The organism is Actinophytocola sp. (assembly GCF_045807065.1).
Taxonomy (GTDB): domain Bacteria; phylum Actinomycetota; class Actinomycetes; order Mycobacteriales; family Pseudonocardiaceae; genus Actinophytocola.
Map to the genome: position 1 here is coordinate 15,766 of NZ_JBJMIE010000416.1, position 21,158 is coordinate 36,923.

23 protein-coding genes are annotated in these 21,158 nt (G+C 68.7%); 14 read left to right on the forward strand and 9 right to left on the reverse strand.

Going from position 1 to position 21,158, the window contains the following annotated elements:
• Window positions 1-6 precede the first annotated feature (6 nt).
• The 7 genes from ACJ73U_RS24255 (at window position 7) to ACJ73U_RS24285 (ending at window position 6,754) form a co-directional block, all read left to right on the forward strand.
• Window positions 7-1,152 carry a sensor histidine kinase gene (locus tag ACJ73U_RS24255; protein ID WP_407779994.1) on the forward strand — a complete coding sequence of 382 codons (1,146 nt, stop codon included), beginning with the start codon at window positions 7-9 and terminating at the stop codon, window positions 1,150-1,152.
• The gene (locus tag ACJ73U_RS24260) at window positions 1,149-1,817 is read left to right on the forward strand and encodes a response regulator (RefSeq protein ID WP_407779995.1); all 669 of its coding nucleotides are present in this window, start codon (window positions 1,149-1,151) and stop codon (window positions 1,815-1,817) included. Before ACJ73U_RS24255 ends, ACJ73U_RS24260 begins: the two co-directional genes overlap by 4 nt.
• A gap of 20 nt (window positions 1,818-1,837) precedes the next feature.
• On the forward strand, window positions 1,838-2,221 hold the full coding sequence (locus tag ACJ73U_RS24265; protein ID WP_407779996.1) for a VOC family protein: 384 nt from the start codon (window positions 1,838-1,840) through the stop codon (window positions 2,219-2,221).
• Between the two features lie 127 nt (window positions 2,222-2,348).
• Window positions 2,349-3,482 carry a 3-deoxy-7-phosphoheptulonate synthase gene (locus ACJ73U_RS24270; RefSeq protein ID WP_407779997.1) on the forward strand — a complete coding sequence of 378 codons (1,134 nt, stop codon included), beginning with the start codon at window positions 2,349-2,351 and terminating at the stop codon, window positions 3,480-3,482.
• Entirely contained in the window at window positions 3,479-4,264 is a 786-nt protein-coding gene (locus ACJ73U_RS24275; RefSeq protein WP_407779998.1) for a 2,3-dihydro-2,3-dihydroxybenzoate dehydrogenase, read from the forward strand. The genes ACJ73U_RS24270 and ACJ73U_RS24275 overlap by 4 nt, the downstream gene beginning before the upstream one ends.
• A 10-nt stretch (window positions 4,265-4,274) precedes the next feature.
• Entirely contained in the window at window positions 4,275-4,919 is a 645-nt protein-coding gene (locus ACJ73U_RS24280) for an isochorismatase family protein (RefSeq protein WP_407779999.1), read from the forward strand.
• Between the two features lie 86 nt (window positions 4,920-5,005).
• Window positions 5,006-6,754, forward strand: coding sequence for an anthranilate synthase family protein (locus ACJ73U_RS24285; protein ID WP_407780000.1), 1,749 nt, complete (start codon window positions 5,006-5,008; stop codon window positions 6,752-6,754).
• Between the two features lie 2 nt (window positions 6,755-6,756).
• On the opposite strand, the gene ACJ73U_RS24290 is transcribed toward ACJ73U_RS24285, so the two are convergent.
• Window positions 6,757-6,996 (reverse strand): hypothetical protein, encoded by a 240-nt coding sequence (locus ACJ73U_RS24290; protein WP_407780001.1) that lies wholly within the window; start codon window positions 6,994-6,996, stop codon window positions 6,757-6,759.
• Window positions 6,997-7,225: 229 nt separating this feature from the next.
• On the opposite strand from ACJ73U_RS24290, the gene ACJ73U_RS24295 reads away from it, so the two are divergent.
• Together ACJ73U_RS24295 and ACJ73U_RS24300 are read left to right on the forward strand one after the other, a co-directional pair.
• Complete coding sequence (locus ACJ73U_RS24295) at window positions 7,226-8,083, forward strand: helix-turn-helix domain-containing protein (protein WP_407780002.1); 858 nt, start codon at window positions 7,226-7,228, stop codon at window positions 8,081-8,083.
• Between the two features lie 218 nt (window positions 8,084-8,301).
• Window positions 8,302-8,499 carry a DUF397 domain-containing protein gene (locus ACJ73U_RS24300; RefSeq protein ID WP_407780003.1) on the forward strand — a complete coding sequence of 66 codons (198 nt, stop codon included), beginning with the start codon at window positions 8,302-8,304 and terminating at the stop codon, window positions 8,497-8,499.
• Window positions 8,500-8,571: 72 nt separating this feature from the next.
• Here ACJ73U_RS24300 and ACJ73U_RS24305 read toward each other — a convergent pair whose 3' ends face one another.
• The 4 genes from ACJ73U_RS24305 to ACJ73U_RS24320 all read right to left on the reverse strand — a co-directional run bounded on the left by ACJ73U_RS24305 (window position 8,572) and on the right by ACJ73U_RS24320 (window position 13,944).
• Complete coding sequence (locus tag ACJ73U_RS24305; protein ID WP_407780004.1) at window positions 8,572-9,897, reverse strand: FAD-binding oxidoreductase; 1,326 nt, start codon at window positions 9,895-9,897, stop codon at window positions 8,572-8,574.
• 61 nt (window positions 9,898-9,958) lie between these two features.
• Window positions 9,959-11,872 carry an FAD/NAD(P)-binding protein gene (locus ACJ73U_RS24310; RefSeq protein WP_407780005.1) on the reverse strand — a complete coding sequence of 638 codons (1,914 nt, stop codon included), beginning with the start codon at window positions 11,870-11,872 and terminating at the stop codon, window positions 9,959-9,961.
• A gap of 1 nt (window position 11,873) precedes the next feature.
• On the reverse strand, window positions 11,874-13,436 hold the full coding sequence (locus tag ACJ73U_RS24315) for an AMP-binding protein (protein ID WP_407780006.1): 1,563 nt from the start codon (window positions 13,434-13,436) through the stop codon (window positions 11,874-11,876).
• A gap of 4 nt (window positions 13,437-13,440) precedes the next feature.
• The gene (locus tag ACJ73U_RS24320; RefSeq protein ID WP_407780007.1) at window positions 13,441-13,944 is read right to left on the reverse strand and encodes an SRPBCC family protein; all 504 of its coding nucleotides are present in this window, start codon (window positions 13,942-13,944) and stop codon (window positions 13,441-13,443) included.
• A 69-nt stretch (window positions 13,945-14,013) separates the two neighbouring features.
• On the opposite strand from ACJ73U_RS24320, the gene ACJ73U_RS24325 reads away from it, so the two are divergent.
• From ACJ73U_RS24325 to ACJ73U_RS24335, 3 genes are all read left to right on the forward strand, one after another.
• Window positions 14,014-14,955 carry an NADPH:quinone reductase gene (locus ACJ73U_RS24325; RefSeq protein WP_407780008.1) on the forward strand — a complete coding sequence of 314 codons (942 nt, stop codon included), beginning with the start codon at window positions 14,014-14,016 and terminating at the stop codon, window positions 14,953-14,955.
• Window positions 14,956-15,019: 64 nt separating this feature from the next.
• Complete coding sequence (locus ACJ73U_RS24330; RefSeq protein ID WP_407780009.1) at window positions 15,020-15,802, forward strand: sensor histidine kinase; 783 nt, start codon at window positions 15,020-15,022, stop codon at window positions 15,800-15,802.
• Window positions 15,786-16,445 carry a response regulator gene (locus ACJ73U_RS24335; RefSeq protein ID WP_407780010.1) on the forward strand — a complete coding sequence of 220 codons (660 nt, stop codon included), beginning with the start codon at window positions 15,786-15,788 and terminating at the stop codon, window positions 16,443-16,445. The genes ACJ73U_RS24330 and ACJ73U_RS24335 overlap by 17 nt, the downstream gene beginning before the upstream one ends.
• A 343-nt stretch (window positions 16,446-16,788) precedes the next feature.
• Here ACJ73U_RS24335 and ACJ73U_RS24340 read toward each other — a convergent pair whose 3' ends face one another.
• Window positions 16,789-16,947, reverse strand: coding sequence for a hypothetical protein (locus ACJ73U_RS24340; RefSeq protein ID WP_407780011.1), 159 nt, complete (start codon window positions 16,945-16,947; stop codon window positions 16,789-16,791).
• A gap of 59 nt (window positions 16,948-17,006) precedes the next feature.
• On the opposite strand from ACJ73U_RS24340, the gene ACJ73U_RS24345 reads away from it, so the two are divergent.
• Window positions 17,007-17,597 carry a phosphoribosylanthranilate isomerase gene (locus ACJ73U_RS24345; RefSeq protein WP_407780012.1) on the forward strand — a complete coding sequence of 197 codons (591 nt, stop codon included), beginning with the start codon at window positions 17,007-17,009 and terminating at the stop codon, window positions 17,595-17,597.
• Here the strand turns inward: ACJ73U_RS24345 and ACJ73U_RS24350 are convergent.
• Window positions 17,594-18,400, reverse strand: coding sequence for a hypothetical protein (locus ACJ73U_RS24350; RefSeq protein WP_407780013.1), 807 nt, complete (start codon window positions 18,398-18,400; stop codon window positions 17,594-17,596). The genes ACJ73U_RS24345 and ACJ73U_RS24350 overlap by 4 nt on opposite strands.
• Window positions 18,401-18,566: 166 nt before the next feature.
• Window positions 18,567-20,501, reverse strand: a complete 1,935-nt coding sequence (locus ACJ73U_RS24355; RefSeq protein ID WP_407780014.1) for a BTAD domain-containing putative transcriptional regulator — start codon at window positions 20,499-20,501, stop codon at window positions 18,567-18,569.
• A gap of 198 nt (window positions 20,502-20,699) precedes the next feature.
• Here ACJ73U_RS24355 and ACJ73U_RS24360 point away from each other — a divergent pair, with 198 nt between their 5' ends.
• Window positions 20,700-20,849, forward strand: a complete 150-nt coding sequence (locus tag ACJ73U_RS24360; RefSeq protein ID WP_407780015.1) for a hypothetical protein — start codon at window positions 20,700-20,702, stop codon at window positions 20,847-20,849.
• Here the strand turns inward: ACJ73U_RS24360 and ACJ73U_RS24365 are convergent.
• On the reverse strand, window positions 20,850-21,158 hold a 309-nt coding region (locus tag ACJ73U_RS24365), incomplete at its 5' end, for an FAD-dependent monooxygenase (RefSeq protein ID WP_407780016.1).

Here is a 21,158-nt window from a genome sequence, read left to right on the forward strand (position 1 = left end):
GGTCTGATGACCATGCACCGGCAGTTCTGGTTCGGCCAGTTGCCCCCGCTCGCGATCGTCGTGCCCATCGCGTTGGTGCAGGTCGTGTTCACCTTCGCGGCCGCGGCCGGACAACGCGAGCTGGCCCATGTGAATGCGCTTACATTGGTGTTGGTGCTGGCGTCGGCCGGGGTGCTCTACTGGCGCCGCGCCCAGCCGGTCCTGGTGCTCGCCGCGGTGTACGCACTGCTCGCCGCGTACTTCGCGCTCGGGTTCCCGTTCGGCCCGGTGTTCATCAGCGTCGCCGTCGCACTGTTCAACGCGGTGGCCAACGGCGCCCGACTGCCGGCCTGGGCGACCGGCTACCTGGGCGCGGTGGTGCTGTTCGCCGCCATGGTCGCCGGCCACCAGGAGTTCCCCTTCAACTACGGCACGGCGGGTGCCGTGCTCGCGTGGATCTCGCTGGTCATGGGCCTCGGCGAGGTCTCGAAGGCCCGCCGCGACCGGGCCGAGCAGGTCGCCGCCGCGGCCGCCGAGCAGGACCGGCGGCAGGCGAGCGAGGAGCGGCTGCGCATCGCCCGCGAGGTGCACGACGTGCTGGCCCACCACGTGTCGCTGATCAACGTCCAGTCCGGGGTGGCGCTGCACCTGATCGACTCGCAGCCGGAACAGGTCCGCGAGGCGCTGACGGCGATCAAGCAGTCGTCGAAGGAGGTGCTGGTCGAGCTGCGCAACATCCTGGGCGTGCTGCGCGACGTCGACCGCGCCGCCCCTCGGCACCCGGTGGCGAGCCTGGACCAGCTGGACCGCCTCATCGGCCGGATGGACAAGGCCGGCCTCCCGGTGGAGCTGAAGATCATCGGCGAGGAACGCCCACTGGCGAAAGGCGTGGACGCGGCGGCCCAGCGCATCGTCCAGGAGTCACTCACGAACACCTATCGCCACGCCGGCCCGACCAAGGCGACGGTCACGCTCACCTACCTGCCTGGCGAACTGCGCGTCCAGGTGGAGGACGAGGGCCGCGGCGAGGCCGGCCCCAGCGTCGGTACGGGCAGCGGCCTGACGGGCATGCGCCAACGAGCCGAAGCACTGGGCGGAACCTTCGAAGCGGGCCCACGCCCGGGCGGCGGCTTCCGCGTGGTGGCGACCTTCCCGACAGGTGGAGACACATGACGATCCGAGTGGCACTGGCCGACGACCAGGCACTGTTGCGAGCCGGCTTCCGCGCGCTGCTGAACGCGCAGGAGGACGTGGAGGTGGTAGCCGAGGCGGCCGACGGCGACGAGGCCGTCCGCGTGGCCCGCGACCACAGGCCGGACGTGATACTGATGGACATCCGCATGCCCGGCACCGACGGCCTGGCCGCCACCAGGATGATTTCGACGGACGCGGCACTGGCCAACGTCCACATCCTCATCCTGACGACGTTCGAAGAGGACGAGTACGTCTTCGAAGCCATCCGCGTGGGAGCGAGCGGTTTCCTGGTGAAGGACACCGAACCGGCGGAACTGGTACACGCCGTCCGAGTGGTGTCCCGCGGCGACGCACTCCTTTCCCCGAGCGTAACCCGCCGCCTGATAGAGGAGTTCGCGACAAAGGCCAAAAAGGTCAAAGCCCCGAACACCCTGAACGTGCTGACCGACCGCGAACGCGAGGTAGTAGCCCTGGTGGGCGAGGGCCTGACGAACGACGAAATAGCCGCCCGGCTGGTGGTGAGCCCCGCGACGGCGAAGACACACGTCTCCCGCGCCATGATCAAGCTGAACGCCCGCGACCGCGCCCAACTGGTAGTACTGGCCTACGAGTCGGGCCTGGTCCGCCCGGGTTGGGCAGAGTAACTCGTCTCAGGGAGGTCGACATGCCCGTGCGGCTGAACCACACCATAGTGCTGGCGAAGAACAACGAGGAGTCAGCAAAGTTCTACGCGGACATCCTGGGTCTCAGGATCGCTGGCCGCCTGGGCCCCTTCGTAGCGGTGGAGACCGCGAACGAGGTAAGCCTGGACTTCATGACCGCGGGCGACGCTGAGATCCCGCCCCAGCACTACGCGTTCCTGGTCTCGGAGAACGAATGGGACGAGATCTTCACCCGCATCCAGGACCGCGGCCTCCCCTACTGGGCCGACCCGTTCCACAACCACCCAGGCAGAACCAACACGGACTACAACGGCCGAGGCGTCTACTTCGAAGACCCGAACGGCCACAGCCTGGAAATCCTCACCGCCCCCTACATCCTGCACTGAGACACCGGCAGTCTCGCGTCCTGCGCTTCCCCGCGCGTCCCCGGCCTGGTTGAGCCCTTCTTGAGCCGCCATTGAGGCCCGCGACCCAACCTTGACTCGTCCTCGTGGGCGAACTGGGAGGAAGCGGATGTCCAAGGCAGAGGCCGCCCAGCAACCAGACTGGGGCGCCCCCGAACTCGTCGCGCAGGTGCGGGACGAACTGGCGGGGTTGCCGGCCCTGGTGACCGAGCACGACGTCAACGCACTGCGCGCCGCGCTCGCCGAGGTCGCTGCCGGTAACGCGCAGGTCCTGCAGGCAGGCGACTGCGCCGAAGACCCGGCCGAGTGCACCCCCAACCACCTGGCCCGCAAGACCGGCCTGATCGACACCCTCGCCGGCCTGATGAAGACCAACACCCGCAAGCCCGTCCTGCGCGTCGGCCGCATCGCCGGCCAGTACGCCAAACCCCGCTCTGCCACAACGGAAACCGTCAACGGCCTGGAACTCCCGGTGTACCGCGGCCACATGGTCAACGCACCGGAACCAGAGCACGAGGCCCGCCGGCCCGACCCGAAACGCATCCTCCTCGGTTACTGGGCGGCGCGCGAAGCCATGGACGCCCTCCGCCCCAACGGTATCGATCCTCCACTGTGGACAAGTCACGAGGCGTTACTGCTGGACTACGAGGAGCCCATGCTCCGCGGCCGCCTGCTGTCCTCCACCCACTGGCCCTGGATCGGCGACCGGACCAGGCAACCCGACGGCGCACACGTCGCCATGCTGGCCGAGGTCGTCAACCCGGTCGCCTGCAAGGTCGGCCCCAAGACCACCGCCGACGAACTGCTGGCCATCGTCGCGCGCCTGGACCCGCACCGCGAACCCGGCCGCCTGACCCTCATCGCCCGCATGGGCGCGGACCGCGTCGCGGACCGCCTGCCACCGCTGGTACGCGCCGTCGCCCGAACGGGCCGCCGCGTCATCTGGTTGTGCGATCCCATGCACGGCAACACGATCACCGTCGGCAACCGCAAGACCCGACTGCTGGACACCATGATCCGCGAGGTGAACCGGTTCCAACCGGCGGTCGCCGAGTCCGGCGGCGTGGCGGGCGGACTGCACCTCGAGATCACACCCAGCCAGGTAACCGAATGCGTCGCCGAACTGTCCGAGTTGGCCGAAGCGGACTACACCACGTTCTGCGACCCCCGCCTCAACCCGAGCCAGGCGATGGCCGTGGTCTCGGCGTGGCACGGCCATCGCCTGGCAGGAGGCCCCCGATGACGTACCCCGAGCTGGCCGACCGGACCGCCCTGGTCACAGGCGCCGCCGGCGGCATGGGTTCGGTGATCGCCGCCCAACTGGGTGCCTGCGGCGCACGCGTGGCCCTGGTCGACAGCAACGCCGAGCGTCTACGCCTGGCGGCCAAGAACCTGACCAACGACAACGTGATCGCGGCGGCGTTCCCCACGGACATCCGCTCGAGCGCGGAAGTGAACACCACGGTTGCGCAGGCGGAATCCCAACTGGGTCCCATCGACTACCTGGTCAACGCGGCAGGCATCCTCCGGGTGGCCGAGGGACGTCGATTGTCCGATGAGGACTGGACGCAAACCCTCGCCGTCAACACGACGGGCACGTTCTACGTCACCCGCGCGGTGGCGGACCGCATGGCCGAGCGCGGTCGAGGCGCCGTGGTCACGGTGGCGTCCAACGCGGCCGACAACCCGCGTACCGGGATGGCCGCGTACGCCGCTTCCAAGGCGGCCACGACCACGTTCACCAAGGTCATGGCCCTCGAGCTGGCGCAGCACGGCATCCGCTGCAACGTGGTCGCTCCCGGCTCAACCGACACCGAGATGCTGAGTTCACTGTGGACAGGCGGAGACTGGCGACGACCCTCCATCGAAGGCGTACCGGAACAGTTCCGCCTGGGCATCCCACTCGGCAAGGTGGCCCAACCAGAAGACATCGCGGACGCGGTGCTGTTCCTGCTGTCCGACCGCGCCGGCCACATCACGATGCACACCATGACCGTCGACGGCGGCGCGACGCTGGGCCACTAGGAGACAAGCCATGCCAGGAATCCCCGAGATCGTCCCGTACGAGATGCCGACCGACCTACCGCCGAACACCGCACGGTGGACTGTCGATCCCACCCGTGCCGTGCTGCTGGTTCATGACATGCAGCGCTTCTTCCTACGCCCGTTCGACAACAAGGCACCCGCACCGGCACTGGTCGCCAACGCCACCAGCTTACGTCGGCGGGCAGCGGCCCTGGGTATCCCGGTCGCCTACACCGCGCAACCAGGCGGCATGACTCCCGCCGAACGCGGCCTGCTGAAGGACTTCTGGGGCCTGGGCATGACCCCGACCCCGGCGGACCGCGAGGTGATCGGCCCGCTGAAGCCCGGCCCCGCCGACTGGCTCCTGACGAAGTGGCGCTACAGCGCGTTCTTCAACACCGAGCTGCGCGCCAGGATGTGGCGAGCGGGCCGCGACCAGTTGGTGATCTGCGGCGTGTACGCACACGTGGGCGTGCTGATGTCCGCGGTGGAGGCGTTCACGTACGACATCCAACCGTTCCTGGTGGCGGACGCGGTAGCCGACTTCGGTGAGGCGGAACACCGCCTGGCACTGGACTACGCGGCCGGCCGGTGCGCCGTCGTGACCACGACCGACGACGTTCTGGCACAACTGCGCGTGACGGAGGCGGCATGAGGCCACTGGAGAAGATCCTGGAACCGACGCCGCCTCCGTTCGCGTTACTGGCCAGAGGAAACAGCGTAGACGTACTCCTGGGTCAAGTGTCCGAAGTAGACGCTCTGTTCGACCTACCCCTGCGCGAATTCGGCGCAGGCAACGACGTCCTGGCCCTGATCCCGTATCGACAAATCACCGAGCGCGGCTACACCGCCCCGGACGACGGCACACCGCTGCTGGCCATGTCGATCACCGAACAGGACAGGATCCCCACCCCCGACGCGATCGCCAGCATCCCGGAAACCCCGATCGCCCTGTCCAACAGCAGGTTCGACATCACCGACGAGGACTACGCCAACATGGTCCGCCGAGTGATAACCGACGAGATCGGCCAGGGCAAGGGCGCCAACTTCGTCATCAAACGCTCGTTCACGGCGGACATCACCGGCTACTCGGTGGCCTCGGCGCTGACGCTGTTCCGCCGCCTACTGGCAGCCGAGTCCGGCGCCCACTGGACGTTCATCATCCACACGGGGTCCCGAACACTGGTGGGCGCGAGCCCAGAACGCCACGTGACGGTCAACGACGGCGTGGCGGTGATGAACCCGATCAGCGGCACGTACCGCTACCCGGCCGGCGGCCCGTCACTGCCCGAAGTGATCGATTTCCTGTCCGACCCGAAGGAAACCGACGAACTGTTCATGGTGGTGGACGAGGAACTCAAGATGATGTCCCGCGTGTGCGAGGACACGAGGGTGGTGGGCCCGTACCTGAAGGAGATGTCGCGACTGGCCCACACGGAGTACTTCATCGAGGGCCACACGGAGGCAGACGTCCGCGACATCCTGCGCGAGACGCTGTTCGCCCCGACGGTCACCGGCAGCCCGCTGGAGAGCGCGAGCCAGGTGATCGCGGCGTACGAGCCCGAGGGCCGCGGCTACTACAGCGGCGTGGCGGCCCTGATCGGCCGGGACGAGCAGGGCAGAAGAACCCTGGACTCGACGATCCTGATCCGCACGGCCGACATCTCCGCGACGGGTGAGGTGCGGATCGGCGTAGGCGCCACACTGGTCCGCCACTCGAACCCGATGGCCGAGGTAGCGGAGACGAAGGCAAAGGCAGCGGGCGTACTGGCGGCCCTGACCAAGCCGACAAGCCTCAGCACCCACCCGGAGGTCCAGCAGGCACTGGCCTCCCGCAACGAGACGATCGCCCCGTTCTGGCGCAGCCCGTCCCACCGCCCGGACCCGACACTGACCGGCCGCAGAGCCTTGGTAGTGGACGCGGAGGACACCTTCACCGCGATGCTGGCCCACCAGCTACGCGCCCTGGGCCTGACGGTAACGATCCGCCGCCACGACGAGCCCCACCCGACGGACGGCTACGACCTGGTAGTGATGGGTCCCGGCCCAGGCGACCCAAGAGACGCGGCGAACCCGAAAATCGCCCACCTGCGCGGGGCGATACGCGACCTGCTGATGTCCGGCCAGCCGTTCCTGGCGGTCTGCCTGAGCCACCAGGTACTCAGCTCCCTACTGGGCCTACCCCTCCTGCGCCGGGAAACCCCCAACCAGGGCGTACAGAAAGAAATCACCCTGTTCGGCCTGCCGGTGAAGGTGGGCTTCTACAACACCTTCGCCAGCCACTGCGAAACGCCGGTGACCCACTGCGTAGGGCTCCCACAAGTAGAGGTGAGCCACGACGAGAAAACCGGTGAGGTACACGCCCTCCGCTCGACGACCTTCAGCTCCGTCCAGTTCCACCCGGAATCGATCCTGAGCCCAGACGGCCTGGAAATTCTCAGGAATATGGTAAAGAACCTACTGGTAAAGGAGATTGCCGCCTCGGCATGAAGTCAGGCCGAGGCGGCGGCCTCCCACTCGGCCCGCTCCTTGGCCGCCAGCGCATCCATCTGCGCAAGCACAGCGGCTCCTTTATCGACAAAGTCCCGAAGCGCCGCCATGGAAAACGTAATCTCATGCTCATGCGGCGCCTGCCCGAACACCAGGCACCCCTCATCACTCCCGGATGCGATGGCCCGCAACGGACACCCGTCCCCAACCGTGACCCAAGACCCGCCGCTGATCGTCTCCATGCGCCGCCTCCCTAGCAGGCAGACTCGCTGCGCCACGGCCATGCACATACCCTGAAACCCCACGGACAGGTTCCAATGATGAGACCCCTATCGACGCTTGAGCGATTTCACCGTAACATCTCATCGAGCGCTGTCGATAGGTCGATCGAGGTGAAGCAGCGTGTCGTTACAGAAAGTTTCCCTCGAACGGCGTGTGGTCTACCGGCGCGGTCTGGAGAGTTGATCAGCCATGCCGACTCCCACGGTACTTCAACTACAGCTTGGCAAAGAGCTCAAACGCCTCCGCGAAGCCCGCGGTTGGACACTGGTCGAGGCTGTCGAGGTTCTGGGAAACAAGGCCACGAAGCTGTCGCGGCTGGAGAACGGGCAGTCCAGTGCCCGCCCGCTGGATATCCGCATTCTATGTGAGGCCCTCGGGGCAACGGAGGAAGAGACCGCGTGGGCCGTGGAGACGGCGAAGCACTGCAACCAGCGCGGTCGCTGGTCTGGATACCGCTCGATCTACGCCAAGAATTTCCGGATGGCTGTGGATCTGGAGAAGGATGCAAGCTTCATCAACCAGTACCAGATGGAGATGATCCCAGGCCTGCTTCAAACCGAGGACTACATGCGTGCGATATTCGCCTCCATGAGCACATCGTTGTCCGGCGACGATGTGGAGAAAGGGGTGGCAGGTCGGCTGGAGCGACAGCAGGTGCTGACAAAGCCCAATGCCCCACAGATCGGGTTCGTCATATCTGAATCATCGGCTCTCCGATTCGCGGGAGACGAGAAGGTCATGCGTGACCAGCTTCGGCACGTTGCCGATGTCGCGGCTCTGCCTAATGTGCACCTCCAGGTGTTGCCGTTCAAGGCGCGCACGTTTCCGTCCGGATGTCCGATGCCCTTCACAATGTTTCGAATTCCGTCGCCAGGCAAGTCAGCTCCGCTGGAGTATGTCTACATAGAAGAGTATGACGACGGCCAATATCGAGACGACCACGAGTCCATCAATACCTATCGTGACCTTTGGCAACGACTCGTTGGAGCCTCGCTAGATCCCGTTCAGTCGAGAGAGATGCTCCTCGAGACCGCTGAGGGTTACTGACCCGGACCGTTGAGAGGTCCCGTCGATCGGTTCGAGACGTACCGATCGAGATCGATCGTTTCAGGCACCGCATGATCACTCTAGTTGATCATGCACTAGGGTTCGGCCCGACCCTGGATCCTCTGATGAGAGAGTCTCGTGGTCGTGCACAACGTAACGAACCCAGCTGTAGTCACCCCTGTGTGACAGGCGTTTGACCATCAAGGAGCCGACGGACCATGACCTCTTGCTTCACACAGTGGCGGAAGTCCACCTACAGCAACCTGTCGCCTGACAACTGTGTGGAGGTGGGTTTTGCTTCTGAGTGCCGCGGCGTCCGTGATACGAAAATGGGCACGTCGAGTCCCATCCTTGTGTTCTCGACCCAGAACTGGCGGGCCTTCGTCGACACCGCGGTTTCGCGTCTTGGTCTGTAGTCGACGGTTCGATGTACGTGGCGTGTGCTCAATCCGGTCCACGCCACAGTACATGAGCAAGGGATAATGCAGTTAATGTGGCGGGATGTTGTGGTTGATGCGGAACAGGTTCGTGGGGTCGAAGGTGGACTTCAAAGCGCGTAGTCGCTTGTAGTCGTCGGGTTCGTAGGCGGTGGCGACCACTGCGGGGTCGGTGTCCGTGCCGCTGAGGAAGCTGACGAATGGGCCGCCGATTCGCCAGGGGGACAGGGCGTCGGTCAGGTGTGCGTGGTACTCGTGGGCTGGGTCGATCAGTTCTGGGAGGCCCGCTGTGCCGATGAAGACGCTGAACGCCGCGTCTCGGAAGCCCACTGCGCTGGGACGCTCGGGGGCACGGCCCAGTGCACCGCCCAGGTGGCGCAACTCGACGATGCTGAGCGGTGCCTCGACGTCGGGGCCCGCCAAGTCCAGCAGGATCTTGAGGGTCTCGGCTGAGAACTCTCGCAGCAGGGCCGATTTCTCCACGAACGGGCCCGGCTCGGTCGGGTCGTTGTGGATGCTCCCTACGGACGTGTACGGCATCTCATCGAGCGTGTCGATCAGGGTTGGGGCCGCTGAGCGCAGTGGGTGGACCAGCGCCTCGCCGTCTCTGCCCGTGTAGGCGATGCGTACGTGGAGGACGAACTTTCCGCGGATCGGCTCGGGGATGAACTCCAGCGGTGGTAGTCGCAGGAGTGCGAACGATGTGGACATCGCGTCGGGGACCGTGTTCACCCACTCGCGGTAGACATCCAGGACGCGGGGGGTTGACGACGCGTCGAAGTACAGGCCGCCGCCGTACAGGTGTGTTACCGGCACCAGGTCGGTGACCAGCGCGGTCACCACGCCGAGGTTTCCGCGGCTGCCTCGCACGCCCCAGAACAGCTCCGGGAGTTCGGTCGGCGAGGCGGTGAGTACGGAGCCGTCCGCGGTGACGATGTCCAGCGACCGAACGTGATCGACCGCGAAGCCGTATCGCCTGCCTAGTGGGCCTAGTCCACCGCCCAGGGTGAAGCCGACTGTACCCACGGTAGGTGCCGCTCCGTTGATCGGCGCGAGACCGTAGTGGGCGGCCTGCGTGATCAACGAGCCGGCTCGTACCCCGGCCTCTACCCGGGCGGTGCGTGCGTCGCCGTCGATCGAGACTGTGGCCATCGGGCGGGTGTTGATCAGCAGTGCCCCGTCGGCTGGTGTCGTGTACGCGTGGCCGGTCGCCTGCACCGCGACCGGCCACTCCTCAGCGACCGCGTATCGCACGGCCTCCTGCACGTCGGCGGCGGACCGCGCGTTCACGACACCGGCCGGCCGTTCCTCCACGATCGTGTTCGCACGGGTCAGCTCGTAGCCGGGGGAGCCCGGTGCGGCAACGTCCACATTCACGACTCTCAAGCTAGCCGCAGGCACCGACGAGCACGCCGGTCTTCGAGCCGGGCTCGAGTGATCACACGATGACGCCGGTCAGGTCCGTCTCGGTCGCCGTCGGACGGACCTCGGGCGGTACCGAGGTCAGCGCCGGCAGGGACAGCACCGCCCGTGCGATGGCGTCCGAGTCGGCCAGCGTCACCGAGTCGACGCCTGGGCGGATGCCCGCCGCCGTTGCCCAGTGGACGGCTTCCGTCGGGACGCCGTACGCGAACCGCCGGGGATGTGACCGGCCCCGGCCGTCCAGCAGGTGGTACGGGCGCTCGGTCACCGCCAGGCCGCCCGTCTCGTACACGGTGCCGTTCGCGCCCGGGATGCGGTACGGCGCCACCTGGTCGGTGGCCAACAGGTGCCGCAGCAGCGGGTCGACGGTCCGCCGCAGGTTCGGCTCCGGCAGGCGTGCCTCGATCAGCACCCGTGACCGCACCGGTGGGCCCGGCACCTCTGTCGAGGCGGCGACGAACGTCGGTTCGGTGGTGTCCAGCCGGATCTGCGTGCCTGGGCCGGTCAGTACCAGCACTCCCGCCTCGACCAGCGCGATCATCTCCTCGATCCGCGACACCGGCGGTCCGATCGACAGGTACGCGTTCAGCGGGGTGTACCAGCCGTCCAGGTCGTCGCGGTGCGAGCTGCCGTCCAGGCCACCGTGGTCGACCGCCAGCCGGACCTCGTTCCGCAGGTCGCGCAGCACGTCGAGGGCCGCCTTCAACGGACCGCGGACGTTGCCCTCCCGCGCGTGCCGCACGTCGTTTCGCAGATAGGACAGCAGCCACTCGGTGAACTCGGCGCGTGACGCGAACGACCGGCCCCGGTGCGGCCGCGTCAGCGACTCCCAGTCGAACCGTTCGACGACCTCGTACGCGTCGAGGGCTGCGGCGGGATCCGCCAGGTAGGCGGCGCCGAACCCGTCGGCGTCCCTGTGCTGCCGCGACAGCAACGTCTCGTAGTAGACGCACTCGACCTCGCGGGCGATCAGCGGCCACACGTCCTCGGCGAACCGCAGGGGCCGGGCACGCAGTTCCGCGACCCGAGCCGGCGTGAGCAGCCGGGGGAAGTACCGGCCGAACGCGCGCTTCTCGTTCTCGCCGCGGGCGTGGTAGGGCACACCGCGCCGGGAGCTGGCGTACAGCACCGGTTCCCGGCCGGACGGCTCGTAGGTGAGCCCGTCGCCGGTTCGCCGGAACCTGCCGCCGCGTCCGGCCGTGAGAAGCGCCATGTAGTCGAAGAAATTGAGGCCCAGCCCACGCAACAGCACCGGCTCGCCGGCCGCGATTCCGGACAGGTCGACCTCGGCCGGGTTCGCGGGTGTCAGGTACGTGAGGTGGTGGATCCGCGCGAGGCTGGCCGTCCGCTCCTGTTGTGGAGTGAGGTGCGCCGACACGTGACCCTGCGCGAGGACGATCGCGTCGAGGCGGTTCAGCCGGGTGCCGTCGGCCAGCCGGATGCCCTGCGGCCCACCGAGAACGCCGTGCGTGTCCGCCATCGCGACCGCCTGTGAGCGGTGCACCTCGAACCGCACGTGCCCTGGTGCGTTGGCCACGATCCGCCGGAAGCAGTCGTTGAGGTACGCCCCGTAGAAAGCCCGCGTCGGATAGGAGTTCGGGCCGAGACCGGCGGCTTCCGCGAGCGTGTGCTCGTCGTGCTCACGCAGCGAGGACGCCCATTCCCACAGCGACGGACCCGGCTCGACCGGTCCGTCGATCCGCGAGCTTTCGTCGGTGTACAGGGTTATCTGCGACGCGACGGTGTTCATCAGCAGGTACCGCGACTGGTCGGTGCGCCACACGGCCCCTGCTCCCGGCGCGGCCGGGTCCACCACGTGCACGACGACCGCGTCGTGTCGCGGGTCGGCGCGTTCGTTGGCACACAGGCGTTCGAGCACCGACAACCCACGCGGCCCGACTCCGACGACCGCGACCTCAAGGCGGGTCATCTCACGCGGCCTTGTCGCCCAACCTGCGGGCCAGCTCCAGCCGCTTGATCTTCGTCGTGGCGGTCTGCGGCAGTTCCTCGTGCCGCAACTGCACCGGATCTGCCATCGGCGGCAGACCCTTCACGGCGCTGCGCCAGGTTCCCGGGGCGAGCGGCTCGTCGCTCTTCGTGGCGATCACGGGAACCGCGCGCCCGTCCACACCGGGAATGATGACAACCTCGCTGAGCTGCGGGAGCCGGTTGAACAGCGCGTCCTCGACGGCGAGTGTGCTGCCGAAGCCGTCGATCACGTCCACCTCGCGATCGAGCAGGTGCAGGCAGCCCCACCGCGTCCGATAGCCGACGTCACCCATCCGCCACCAGCCGTCGGACAGCTGCTTGTCGTACCGCTCCTGCTCGCCGAGGTACGTGACGACCCGTCCGTCGCTGCGGATCTCCACGTAGCCGGGGTTCTCCCTCGACGGCGGCTGTCCGTTGCGGGACACGACCCGCACGCCGGTCATGCCGGGAAATGCCATGCCGACGCACCGGCCGTCGGCGTCCGGTGAGCGGTGTCTCGTGTAGCCACGCACGACCGTCGGGCCGATCTCGCTCTGCCCGTAGAGCTGCCCCCACAACGGGAGCCGTCGCTTCGAGGCGTGCAGCAGCCGGTGCACGGTACGCGGGTGGATCGCGTCGAACGTGCTGCTGAACAGCTTCACGTTGGCGAGCGGGCCGCGTGGGTCGTCGGCCAGTTCCTCCCACGCCAGGTACGAGTTCGGGTGCGCCTCGAGAATGCCGGGCCGCATCCGCGCGAAGAGGTCGGCCGTCCGCGCCGGGTCGGAGTCGACCATGACCACGATCGGGAATCCCCGGTACAGCGAGATCGCGAGCGCGGTGAACAGCCGCGAGTGGACGAACGAGACGTGGATGGCGATGGTCTCCCGGCGCAGCAGGACCGGCCGGGTGACCAGGTACTGGGGCCGGTAGCGCGCCTGCAGCGTCCGCCCGGTGTGGACGGCGAGCTTCGGGATGCCGGTCGTGCCGGAGGTGTGCGTGATGAGCGCCGGTTGGTCGGGCGGGTTGTCCACCGGCGCGACCCGTGGCGCGCCGGCCAACGCCCGCAACTCGACCGCGCCGGCGTGGCGGCCGGAGGTGAGCAGCACCGAGGTCGCCTCGCCGAACACCTCGTCCGGGAGCGCGGCGAGCTTGGTCCCGTCGGTGACCAGGTGCGGCCGCCCGGCCCGACGCACCAGGGCGAGGACGGTCGGACCGTCCAGCTTGGGCGACAGCAGCGCCGGCACCGCGCCGATCCGCGCCGTGGCCAGGGCGAGCAGCGTGATGTCGAACCCGTCCGACTTGTGCACCACCACCTGTTCACCCGGCCGCACCCCCGCCGCCCACAGGCGCGACGCGAAGTCGTCGACCAGGTCGGCCAGCTCCGGCACGGTCACACGCCGTCCGATCTCCGGCGCGATGTCCAGGTCGTGGTCGAGGATGACGACGTTGGTCGGGTGCTTGGCCGCCGCCCGGTCGAGCAGCCGTCCGAGGCCGATGCCCCGGTTGCCGACGCGCTGCAGAAACATCAGCTCACCTTTCGATGACGGCCTTCACCCGATCGAGGGTCGCGGCCATGTCGCCTTCCAGCTTCTTGCCCCACTCGCTGAAGAACCGCTGCCTGTCGGCGTCGTCCATGTCCTTGGTGATGCCTCGGATGCCTTCGGTGGCCTCGCCCATGCGGAAGTGGTGCGTGAGCAGGCCCGGCTCGATCTCGTAGGTCCAGGTGCTGTCCTGTCGGTGGCCCTTGCTGTCGCGCATGGACCAGCTGAACCGCCGCCCCGGTTCGGCGGCGACCACCTCGGCCTCGGTGGTCCACTTGCCCCGCACGACCGGTGCCCACTCGACGACGTCCTCGGCCCGGTAGTTCACCCCGCGGAACACGGCACCGACCGTGACGGGCGTGCCGTGCACCCACGTGCCGCCCTGGCACTCGCTGCTCCACTCGCCACTGCGCGGCAGGTCGGACACCACCGCGTAGACGTCGGCCGGCGTTGCGGTGACCGGCACGCTCACCCGCACCTGGAAGAGGGTCATGGCCGCCAGCGTGCGCCGGCGTGCACCAGTGTTGCTCGAAGCCCGAGCAAGGCAACCTACGGTGAAGGCATGCGCGCAGCGTTCGTCGAGCGGCTGGGGCCGCCGGACAACATTCGCTACGGGACACTGCCGGATCCGTCACCAGCACCGGACGAGGTGCTGGTGGACGTCCTGGCCACGACGGTGAACCCGGTCGACACGTTCGTCCGCTCCGGGGCGTTCCGGACTGAGGTGGTGCTGCCGCTGGTGCTGTCCAGGGACCTGGTGGGCACGGTGACCGAGCCGGCACACGGCTTCGAGCGCGGCGACCTGGTGTGGTGCAACAGCCTGGGCCACGGCGGCCGGCAGGGCGCGGCAGCGTCGCGGGCGGTCGTGCCGGCGGACCGGCTGTACCGCCTACCGTCCGGTGTGGACCCGGTCACGGCCGTGTCGGTGGTGCACCCGGCCGCGACCGCCTACCTGGCGCTGTACACCCACGGCCTGCTGCGCCCCGACGCGCGGGTCCTGGTGATCGGCGGCGGCGGAAACGTCGGCAGCGCGGCGGTCGCGATGGCGGCGTCCGCCGGCGCGACGGTCCACGCCACCGCCTCCGCACGGGACGTGGACTACTGCCGCTCGCTGGGCGCGGCGTCGGCCGTGGACTACCGGTCCCCGGCGTGGCCGGGCGAGGTCGACCTGATCGTGGAGTGCGCCGGCGTGAACGACCTGCCGACGCTGGTCGGCCTGCTTGCCCCGCGTGGCCGGATAGTGCTGCTCGCCGGCGCCGCGACCCGCCCGGTGCTGCCGGTCGGCCCGCTGTACCTGAACGACTGCTCGATCGCCGGCTTCGTCATCTCCCATGCGACCGTGACCGAGCTGGCGGAGGCGTCGGCCGAGGTGAACCGCCTGCTCGCGGCGGGTGTGCTGCGCCCGCGCGAGGTCGAGGAACTGCCGCTGAGCGCGGCCGCGCGAACACACCGGCGCATGGAGAACGGCGAACTGCACGGCCGCCGGGTGGTACTGCGGCCGTAGGCCCGGCGGAGGTGCCATGTCGTCCTGACCCGGGTGGGACACCGTCCCGGGTGGGTGCTGACGGATGACTCAACGGCGTGCTGCTTCGTCGTTGAGGGGGGCTCCAGATCGGCCGCTGACCATCGGGCTGCTGGCTCAGTTGTCGGAGGTCACCGTGCCGTATGGACTTGCCGTTGGGCATCGTGTTGATGAGGACTCGTGTGGTGGGGGCGAGTGCGCTCATCACCGCGAGCTGGCCCGTCTGCGGCGGGATCTGCATGACGGGCTCGGTCCCAGCCTCGCCGGGATCATGGTCCGGGCCGACCTACTCGCCCAGCTGATGACGAAGGGCGACCAGGGACTGACCGGCGGCCGGGAAGTACTCCAGGAGCTGCGACAGGAGGCGTCCGCATTCCTGGCCGAGATGCGACGCGTACTTTCCGACCGCGAACCTGCCGAGTTGGACCGAACTGCGCTCGCCGACGCGCTGCCCGCCTTCGGCCAGCGGATCAGCGCCGCGTCCGGCGGCCGGCTTTCTGTTCGGGTCGACGTGGCGGCCGGGGTCGATGCCGCGGATCGGACGAGCCAGGTGGCGGCGTTCTGGATCGTCAGGGAGGCGCTGACCAATGTGGTCAAGCACGCCCGAGCAACCGCCTGCGCCGTAAGGGTTTGGGTCAACAACGGCCTCCGCCTGTCCGTTGTGGACGACGGACACGGCGGCCTGACCGAGTCCGGGATGGGGCTCGGCACGATGCGAGGCCGGGCGGCGGAGTTCGGCGGTTGGTGCGACGTGGTCGACACCGGTCATGGGGTAGCCGTGACGGCACATCTACCGGAAGGGCGGGTTCCACATGACCGCGCAGCTTGAGGCATCGCTCGTTCGGGTGGTCATAGCCGACGACCACCCGGTCTATCTGTCCGGGCTGCGGATGCTGCTGAGTTCCATTGATTCCGTCGAGGTGGTCGGGGAGGCCCGCTCCGGCACGGAGGCCCTGGCAGAGGTTCATCGTCTGCGGCCACACCTGGCGCTTGTGGACGTGAACATGCCAGGAGCCAGCGGCATCGAGGTGGCCAAGACGCTGTCGTCGCGCTGTCCCGAGTCAGCCGTGATCGTGCTCAGCATGCTCGAGGACCGCGACACCTTCTTCGCCGCGATGCGTGCCGGTGCGCGCGGATATCTCGTCAAGGGAGCGAGCACCGACGACATCAGCCAGGCCATCGGAACCGTCCACCGCGGCGGTGTGGTGTTCGGCCCCGAGGTGGCACCGTGGGCGCTTGACCACCTCAACAAGCCCCGCGAGTCCAGCAAACCCTTCCCGGAACTAACCGACCGCGAACGAGCCGTACTGGAACTAGTCGCCGACGGCATGGGCAACGCGTCCATCGCCCGCCGACTCGGGCTCTCGATCAAGACCGTGCGCAATTATCTCTCTAGAATTTTTGTCAAGCTACAGATCGCGGACCGCACTGAGGCCGCGGTGGCCGCCCGCCGGGCAGGCCTGGGTAGTTGAAGCCGAGTAGTTGAACGCTGCCAAAGGCGCGCCCTCTCACAGGAAGCATGTGAGCAGGGAGAGAACCCGGGAACGCTGAAAGTCGCGAGACCAAAGTAACCAACCTCGCCAACGCATCCCTCCCCGGCCCGGCCGCCGGGAAGAACAAACCCCCGGATCGCTGAAAGCCGCGAGACCAAAGCAACCAGCCTCGCTAACCTGCCCTCAACTCCGGCCCGGCCGCCACGAAGAAGGAACCCCGAGAACGCTGAAAGCCGCGAGACCAAAGCAACCAGCCTCACCAACCCGCGCCCCTCCCCGACCCGGCCGGAAAGAACCACCGACCGATGCAACCAACAAGACATCAAGCCGCCGGAGCCGCCCCACGCAACTCGGCTAATCGAGCCACCGCACGCTCCTGCAAGAGGTCGAGCTTCTCGCGGCGGCGGTCCAGTTCACGGGTGAGTTCGAGGGCCTCCTCCTCGGAGAGGCTCTCGATGAACGTGGCGACCATTTCGACCATGCGTTCGACTTTACACCGCGGGAGGGAGATCGCAAGCGGGGCCGCGTAGGCTTTCGCGTATGGCTCCGTTCGTGAAGATCTGTGGCCTGCGTACGGCCGCTGACGTTGCCGCCGCGGCGGCTGCGGGGGCGGACGCAGTCGGGTTCGTCTTCGCGGCCAGTCCTCGGCGGGTTGATGCTCGCACCGGTCGTGACCTGGTGGAAGCCGCCGGGGACGTGCTTACCGTCGGGGTGTTCAAGGGGATGCCCGTGGCCGAGGTTCGTGCGGTTGCCGAGGAGTCGGGAGTGCGGGCCGTTCAGCTGCACGGCGACTACTCCAAGGACGCCTTCACCGAGCTCGCCGACCCCGCCTGGCGACTCGTCCGCGCGGTCTCCTACGCCGCGCCCGACCTCCGCGTCGGTGCCTACGGAGACGACCTCCTCCTCGTCGACGCGCCCAGGGCCGGCTCCGGTGAGGCCTGGGACTACCGCTCGATCAACGGACTTTCCGGACAGTGGCTCCTTGCCGGCGGACTCACCCCGGGCACCGTCGCCGAAGCGCGGGAGACTGCCGGGGCCTGGGGTGTGGACGTCTCCAGCGGTGTCGAGTCCAGCCGCGGTGTCAAGGACGCGGCGCTCATCGCCCGGTTCGTCGCAGCCGCCAAGAGCTAGGCCGTACTCGGCCGGCACCGGAGCACCACCGGCTCCCGGTCCCCGAGCACGATGTCCAGTGAGAGCGCCAGTCCGGTCGTCACCGCCGCCTCTCGTGACAGGGCCGCCAGCTGGCGAATGGTCCCCTGGCCGAGCGAGGACCGGTGCTGCCGCTCGTCCGGCATCGGCACCGTGTGGGTGCCGCCGGCCGCGGCGAGGCTCGCCGTCGGCTTGCGGGCCAGGGTCTCGCTGACAGGTCCGTCCGCCGACACCTCGAACACGTCCGCCGCCGACCGTTGTTCGGCCAGGCCCCACCGCCCTTCGATGCGTACCGTGTCGGCGGTCGCCCGCACCACCGCGGACGCCACCGTCGGCACGAACTCCTGCAGCAGCAACACCACGTTGCCCACCGGCGTCACCAGCCCACAACGCCGGGCCGCCGCCACCGCCTCGACGAACGCCTCGGGCAGCGCCTCCGCGTGCTGGTTGTACATCGACAGCGTGCCGCCCGGTCCGTGCGGTGCCGGCGACGGGCGCGTCACCGTCACCGTCACCGCCGCACCCGGCAGTGCCACCGGCGGCAGCACGCACGACGAAGCGGGGATCTCCGGCGGCACCACGACGACCAACGACCGTGCCAGCGGCAGCTGGTCGACGAGCCTCGCGGTGACGGCCACCTCCGCGCCCACCACCGCCGGACGCCGCGCCAGCGACCGCGTCAGCGGCACGATCCGGATACCGGTGCGTAAGCCGGCGGCGAGCACGATGACCTCGGCCTCCCGGTGGGCAGGCCCTTCGTTCCCGTGCGACGTCTCGCCGACCACATCGTCCTCCCACAAGCCCAGTGGACTCAGGGAAAGGCCGAACCAACGAGACTCGCTCGAACCCCGCTCGAAGAGCGGCGAGCGCTGCGGCCCGGAACTCGATGCACTGGTCGCCCAGCGGTCCCGGCGCAGTACGCGTAGCCGAGGCAACCCCATGCAGGGAGGACTACACGGAACTACGCCACCAGGTGCTGCCGACCAGACCGGACAGGCCCACGAGCTTCACCAGCTCGGGCACCTGGTGCAGGGGTTCCTCCTCCCGTGTGTCCAGTTCCTCGACCAGGTCCGCGTCCACCAGCTCGTCCAACGTGTCGTGCACGACCGCGACGCTCATGCCGGCGCGCGTGGCGATCTCCGCGACCGTCAGCGGCTCACCCTCCGCCGCGGCCAGCCGACGCAGCACCCACCGCTGTCGCGCGCTGAGCCCCTGGAACACGGCGGCGAACCGGTCCAGCACGTCGAACCCGCCATAGCTCAGCTCGGTCAGCCGGTGGTTCTCGTCGCGCATGCGTTCCACCATCCGCGCCAGGTGCCAGGCCGGTCGGGCCGCCAGTCGCGCGCCGACGGCCCGCAGGGCGAGCGGCAACCGGTCCGCCAGCTCGACCAGCTCCACCGCCGCGGCCCGCTCCTGGTCCACACGCGACTGGCCGATGGTGCTCGCCAGCATTGCCACCGCCTCCACAGTGGACAGCGTCGGCACCCGCACCCGCACGGCCCCGGACAGCGCGTCCAGCGGCGCCCGGCTGACCACCACGACCGCGCATCCGGCGCCCGTCGGTAACAGGTGGTGCGGCAGGTGCTCGTCCGACGCCTTGTTCAGCACGACCAGCAGTCGCCGGTCCGCGGTCCAGCTGCGGAACAGCAGCGCGGCCTCGCCCAGGCTCTCCGGCACGACGTCCGAGCCAAGCGCCCGCAGCATCCCGGCGAGCACCTCGCGGGTGGGCGTCGGCCGATCGTCCGCGTCGACGAGGTCCACGTACAGCTGACCGTCCGGGAAGTTCTCCCGCACCTCTCGCGCGGCCCGCACCACCAGCGCGTTCTTCCCGGTGCCCGGCCGGCCGACCACGTTGACGACCCGCACGGTCTCGCCGCCGGACAGCAGCTCCGTGAGCGCCTCCAACTGCGCCTCCCGGCCGACGAAGTCGGGGATGTCTGCGGGCAGCTGTGCAGGTGCGGGCGGCGCGGCGACCGCGACCGGTTGCGGCGCGACCGCGGGTCGTTCCGGCAGGTCCAGCTCCGGGTTCGCCTCCAGCATCAGCTGGTGCAGCCGCTGCAGTTCGGCGGCCGGGTCGAGGCCCAACTCGTCGATCAGAACGGTGCGCATCCGCTGGTACACGTTCAGCGCGTCCACCCGTCGCCCGCTGCGGTACAGCGCGACCATCAGCTTCGCGCAGATGTCCTCGCGGGTCGGCTCCGAGGCCACCATGCTGCCCAGCTCGCCGATCAGCTCGTGGTGGCGGCCGAGCTGCAGGTCCGCCTCGATCCGCAGGGTCACGATGCTTCGCCGCAGCTCCTCCAGGCGCGTGGCGTGCGCGTACAGCACCGGCCCGGTGGGCACGCCCTCCAGCACGTTGCCGCGCCACAACGCCAGCGCGTCCCGGAACGTCTCCGCCGCCGCCTCCGCATGAGCACCGAGCAACTCGGCACGGCCGCGGCGCGAGAGCTGCTCGAACAGGTTCGCGTCCACGTCGGACAGGTCGGGCAGCTGGAGGATGTAGCCGCCGGGGTGGCTCAGCAACGCGGGCCTGGCCGGGTCGTCGGCGGGCGGCGCGTCGTCGAGCTTCAGCAGCTTGCGCAGCTGGTAGATGTAGGTCTGCACGGTGGTCAACGCGCTCGGCGGTGGTGACTCCCCCCACAGCTCCTCGACCAGCTGGTCCACCCTGGTCACCGAGTTCGCCTGCACGGCGAGCAGCGACAGCACGAGGCGGAGCTTCGGTGCCGACGGGGTGATATGGCGGCCGGCGCGGAGCAGCAGCAGCGGCCCAAGCAGGCCGAGCATGATCGCCCGGTCCGAGCCGTGTGTGCTGCCGCCGGCCGGCGGCGTGTCCTGGGGCACGGATAAGTGCGGCTGTACCGCGGTGCCGGTTTGACGATTCTGCATGGAGACCCCACATCGCGCTTTCTCGGCAAAGAGCCCGTCGCTCCGGCAACCCATGGTGGCACCGCCGAGCGAGTACGCCGGGGACCGTCAGCGTTCTTCGACCACCGCTCGACCTGCTACCACGTTCTCGTCCCAGCCTTGAGCCGCTCTCGAGATCCGCTGCGCACTCTTCTCCTGCCGCAACGAAAGGGGGCCGAGATGAGTCGAAACCACCAGGGCCGCAACAGGATCTGCCGGCGCTGCGTCGTGCGCAGCATGGCGGGCGTGGCCTGGCCGATGTGGGGCGGTCGCGAGGGCTGGCCGCGGTTGACCCGCTGCCAGTCGTGCGCGACCGCCCGGCGGAGCTGATCACGCCGATACCTTCCTGTTCCAGTCGATGCGGTGGCCGTAGAGCCAGTTCAAGCTCTTCTCGCTCGGCTTGGACAGCTTGATGATCAGCGGCAGCAGGTGCCGCATGACCGGTCCGAGCGACTTGCCGTCGCCGTTGCGCTTTCCCTGTGCCACAACGCGTTCCACCCGCTGGCGACGCAGTGACTCGTACCGCGCGAACGCCTCGGGCACCCCGGCGGAGTCTCGCAGGCACTTCGCGAGCGTCACCGCGTCCTCGATCGCCATCGAGGCGCCCTGCCCGGATGCCGGTGAGGTGGCGTGCGCCGC

What these genes read in the sequence shown, in the direction of transcription:
- ACJ73U_RS24255 (WP_407779994.1), top strand. Translation starts at nt 7, where the DNA reads ATGACCATGCACCGGCAGTTCTGGTTCGGCCAGTTGCCCCCGCTCGCG.
- ACJ73U_RS24260 (WP_407779995.1), top strand. Translation starts at nt 1,149, where the DNA reads ATGACGATCCGAGTGGCACTGGCCGACGACCAGGCACTGTTGCGAGCC.
- ACJ73U_RS24265 (WP_407779996.1), top strand. Translation starts at nt 1,838, where the DNA reads ATGCCCGTGCGGCTGAACCACACCATAGTGCTGGCGAAGAACAACGAG.
- ACJ73U_RS24270 (WP_407779997.1), top strand. Translation starts at nt 2,349, where the DNA reads ATGTCCAAGGCAGAGGCCGCCCAGCAACCAGACTGGGGCGCCCCCGAA.
- ACJ73U_RS24275 (WP_407779998.1), top strand. Translation starts at nt 3,479, where the DNA reads ATGACGTACCCCGAGCTGGCCGACCGGACCGCCCTGGTCACAGGCGCC.
- ACJ73U_RS24280 (WP_407779999.1), top strand. Translation starts at nt 4,275, where the DNA reads ATGCCAGGAATCCCCGAGATCGTCCCGTACGAGATGCCGACCGACCTA.
- ACJ73U_RS24290 (WP_407780001.1), bottom strand. Translation starts at nt 6,996, where the DNA reads ATGGAGACGATCAGCGGCGGGTCTTGGGTCACGGTTGGGGACGGGTGT.
- ACJ73U_RS24295 (WP_407780002.1), top strand. Translation starts at nt 7,226, where the DNA reads ATGCCGACTCCCACGGTACTTCAACTACAGCTTGGCAAAGAGCTCAAA.
- ACJ73U_RS24300 (WP_407780003.1), top strand. Translation starts at nt 8,302, where the DNA reads ATGACCTCTTGCTTCACACAGTGGCGGAAGTCCACCTACAGCAACCTG.
- ACJ73U_RS24310 (WP_407780005.1), bottom strand. Translation starts at nt 11,872, where the DNA reads ATGACCCGCCTTGAGGTCGCGGTCGTCGGAGTCGGGCCGCGTGGGTTG.
- ACJ73U_RS24315 (WP_407780006.1), bottom strand. Translation starts at nt 13,436, where the DNA reads ATGTTTCTGCAGCGCGTCGGCAACCGGGGCATCGGCCTCGGACGGCTG.
- ACJ73U_RS24320 (WP_407780007.1), bottom strand. Translation starts at nt 13,944, where the DNA reads ATGACCCTCTTCCAGGTGCGGGTGAGCGTGCCGGTCACCGCAACGCCG.
- ACJ73U_RS24325 (WP_407780008.1), top strand. Translation starts at nt 14,014, where the DNA reads ATGCGCGCAGCGTTCGTCGAGCGGCTGGGGCCGCCGGACAACATTCGC.
- ACJ73U_RS24330 (WP_407780009.1), top strand. Translation starts at nt 15,020, where the DNA reads ATGACTCAACGGCGTGCTGCTTCGTCGTTGAGGGGGGCTCCAGATCGG.
- ACJ73U_RS24335 (WP_407780010.1), top strand. Translation starts at nt 15,786, where the DNA reads ATGACCGCGCAGCTTGAGGCATCGCTCGTTCGGGTGGTCATAGCCGAC.
- ACJ73U_RS24340 (WP_407780011.1), bottom strand. Translation starts at nt 16,947, where the DNA reads ATGGTCGAAATGGTCGCCACGTTCATCGAGAGCCTCTCCGAGGAGGAG.
- ACJ73U_RS24345 (WP_407780012.1), top strand. Translation starts at nt 17,007, where the DNA reads ATGGCTCCGTTCGTGAAGATCTGTGGCCTGCGTACGGCCGCTGACGTT.
- ACJ73U_RS24355 (WP_407780014.1), bottom strand. Translation starts at nt 20,501, where the DNA reads ATGCAGAATCGTCAAACCGGCACCGCGGTACAGCCGCACTTATCCGTG.
- ACJ73U_RS24360 (WP_407780015.1), top strand. Translation starts at nt 20,700, where the DNA reads ATGAGTCGAAACCACCAGGGCCGCAACAGGATCTGCCGGCGCTGCGTC.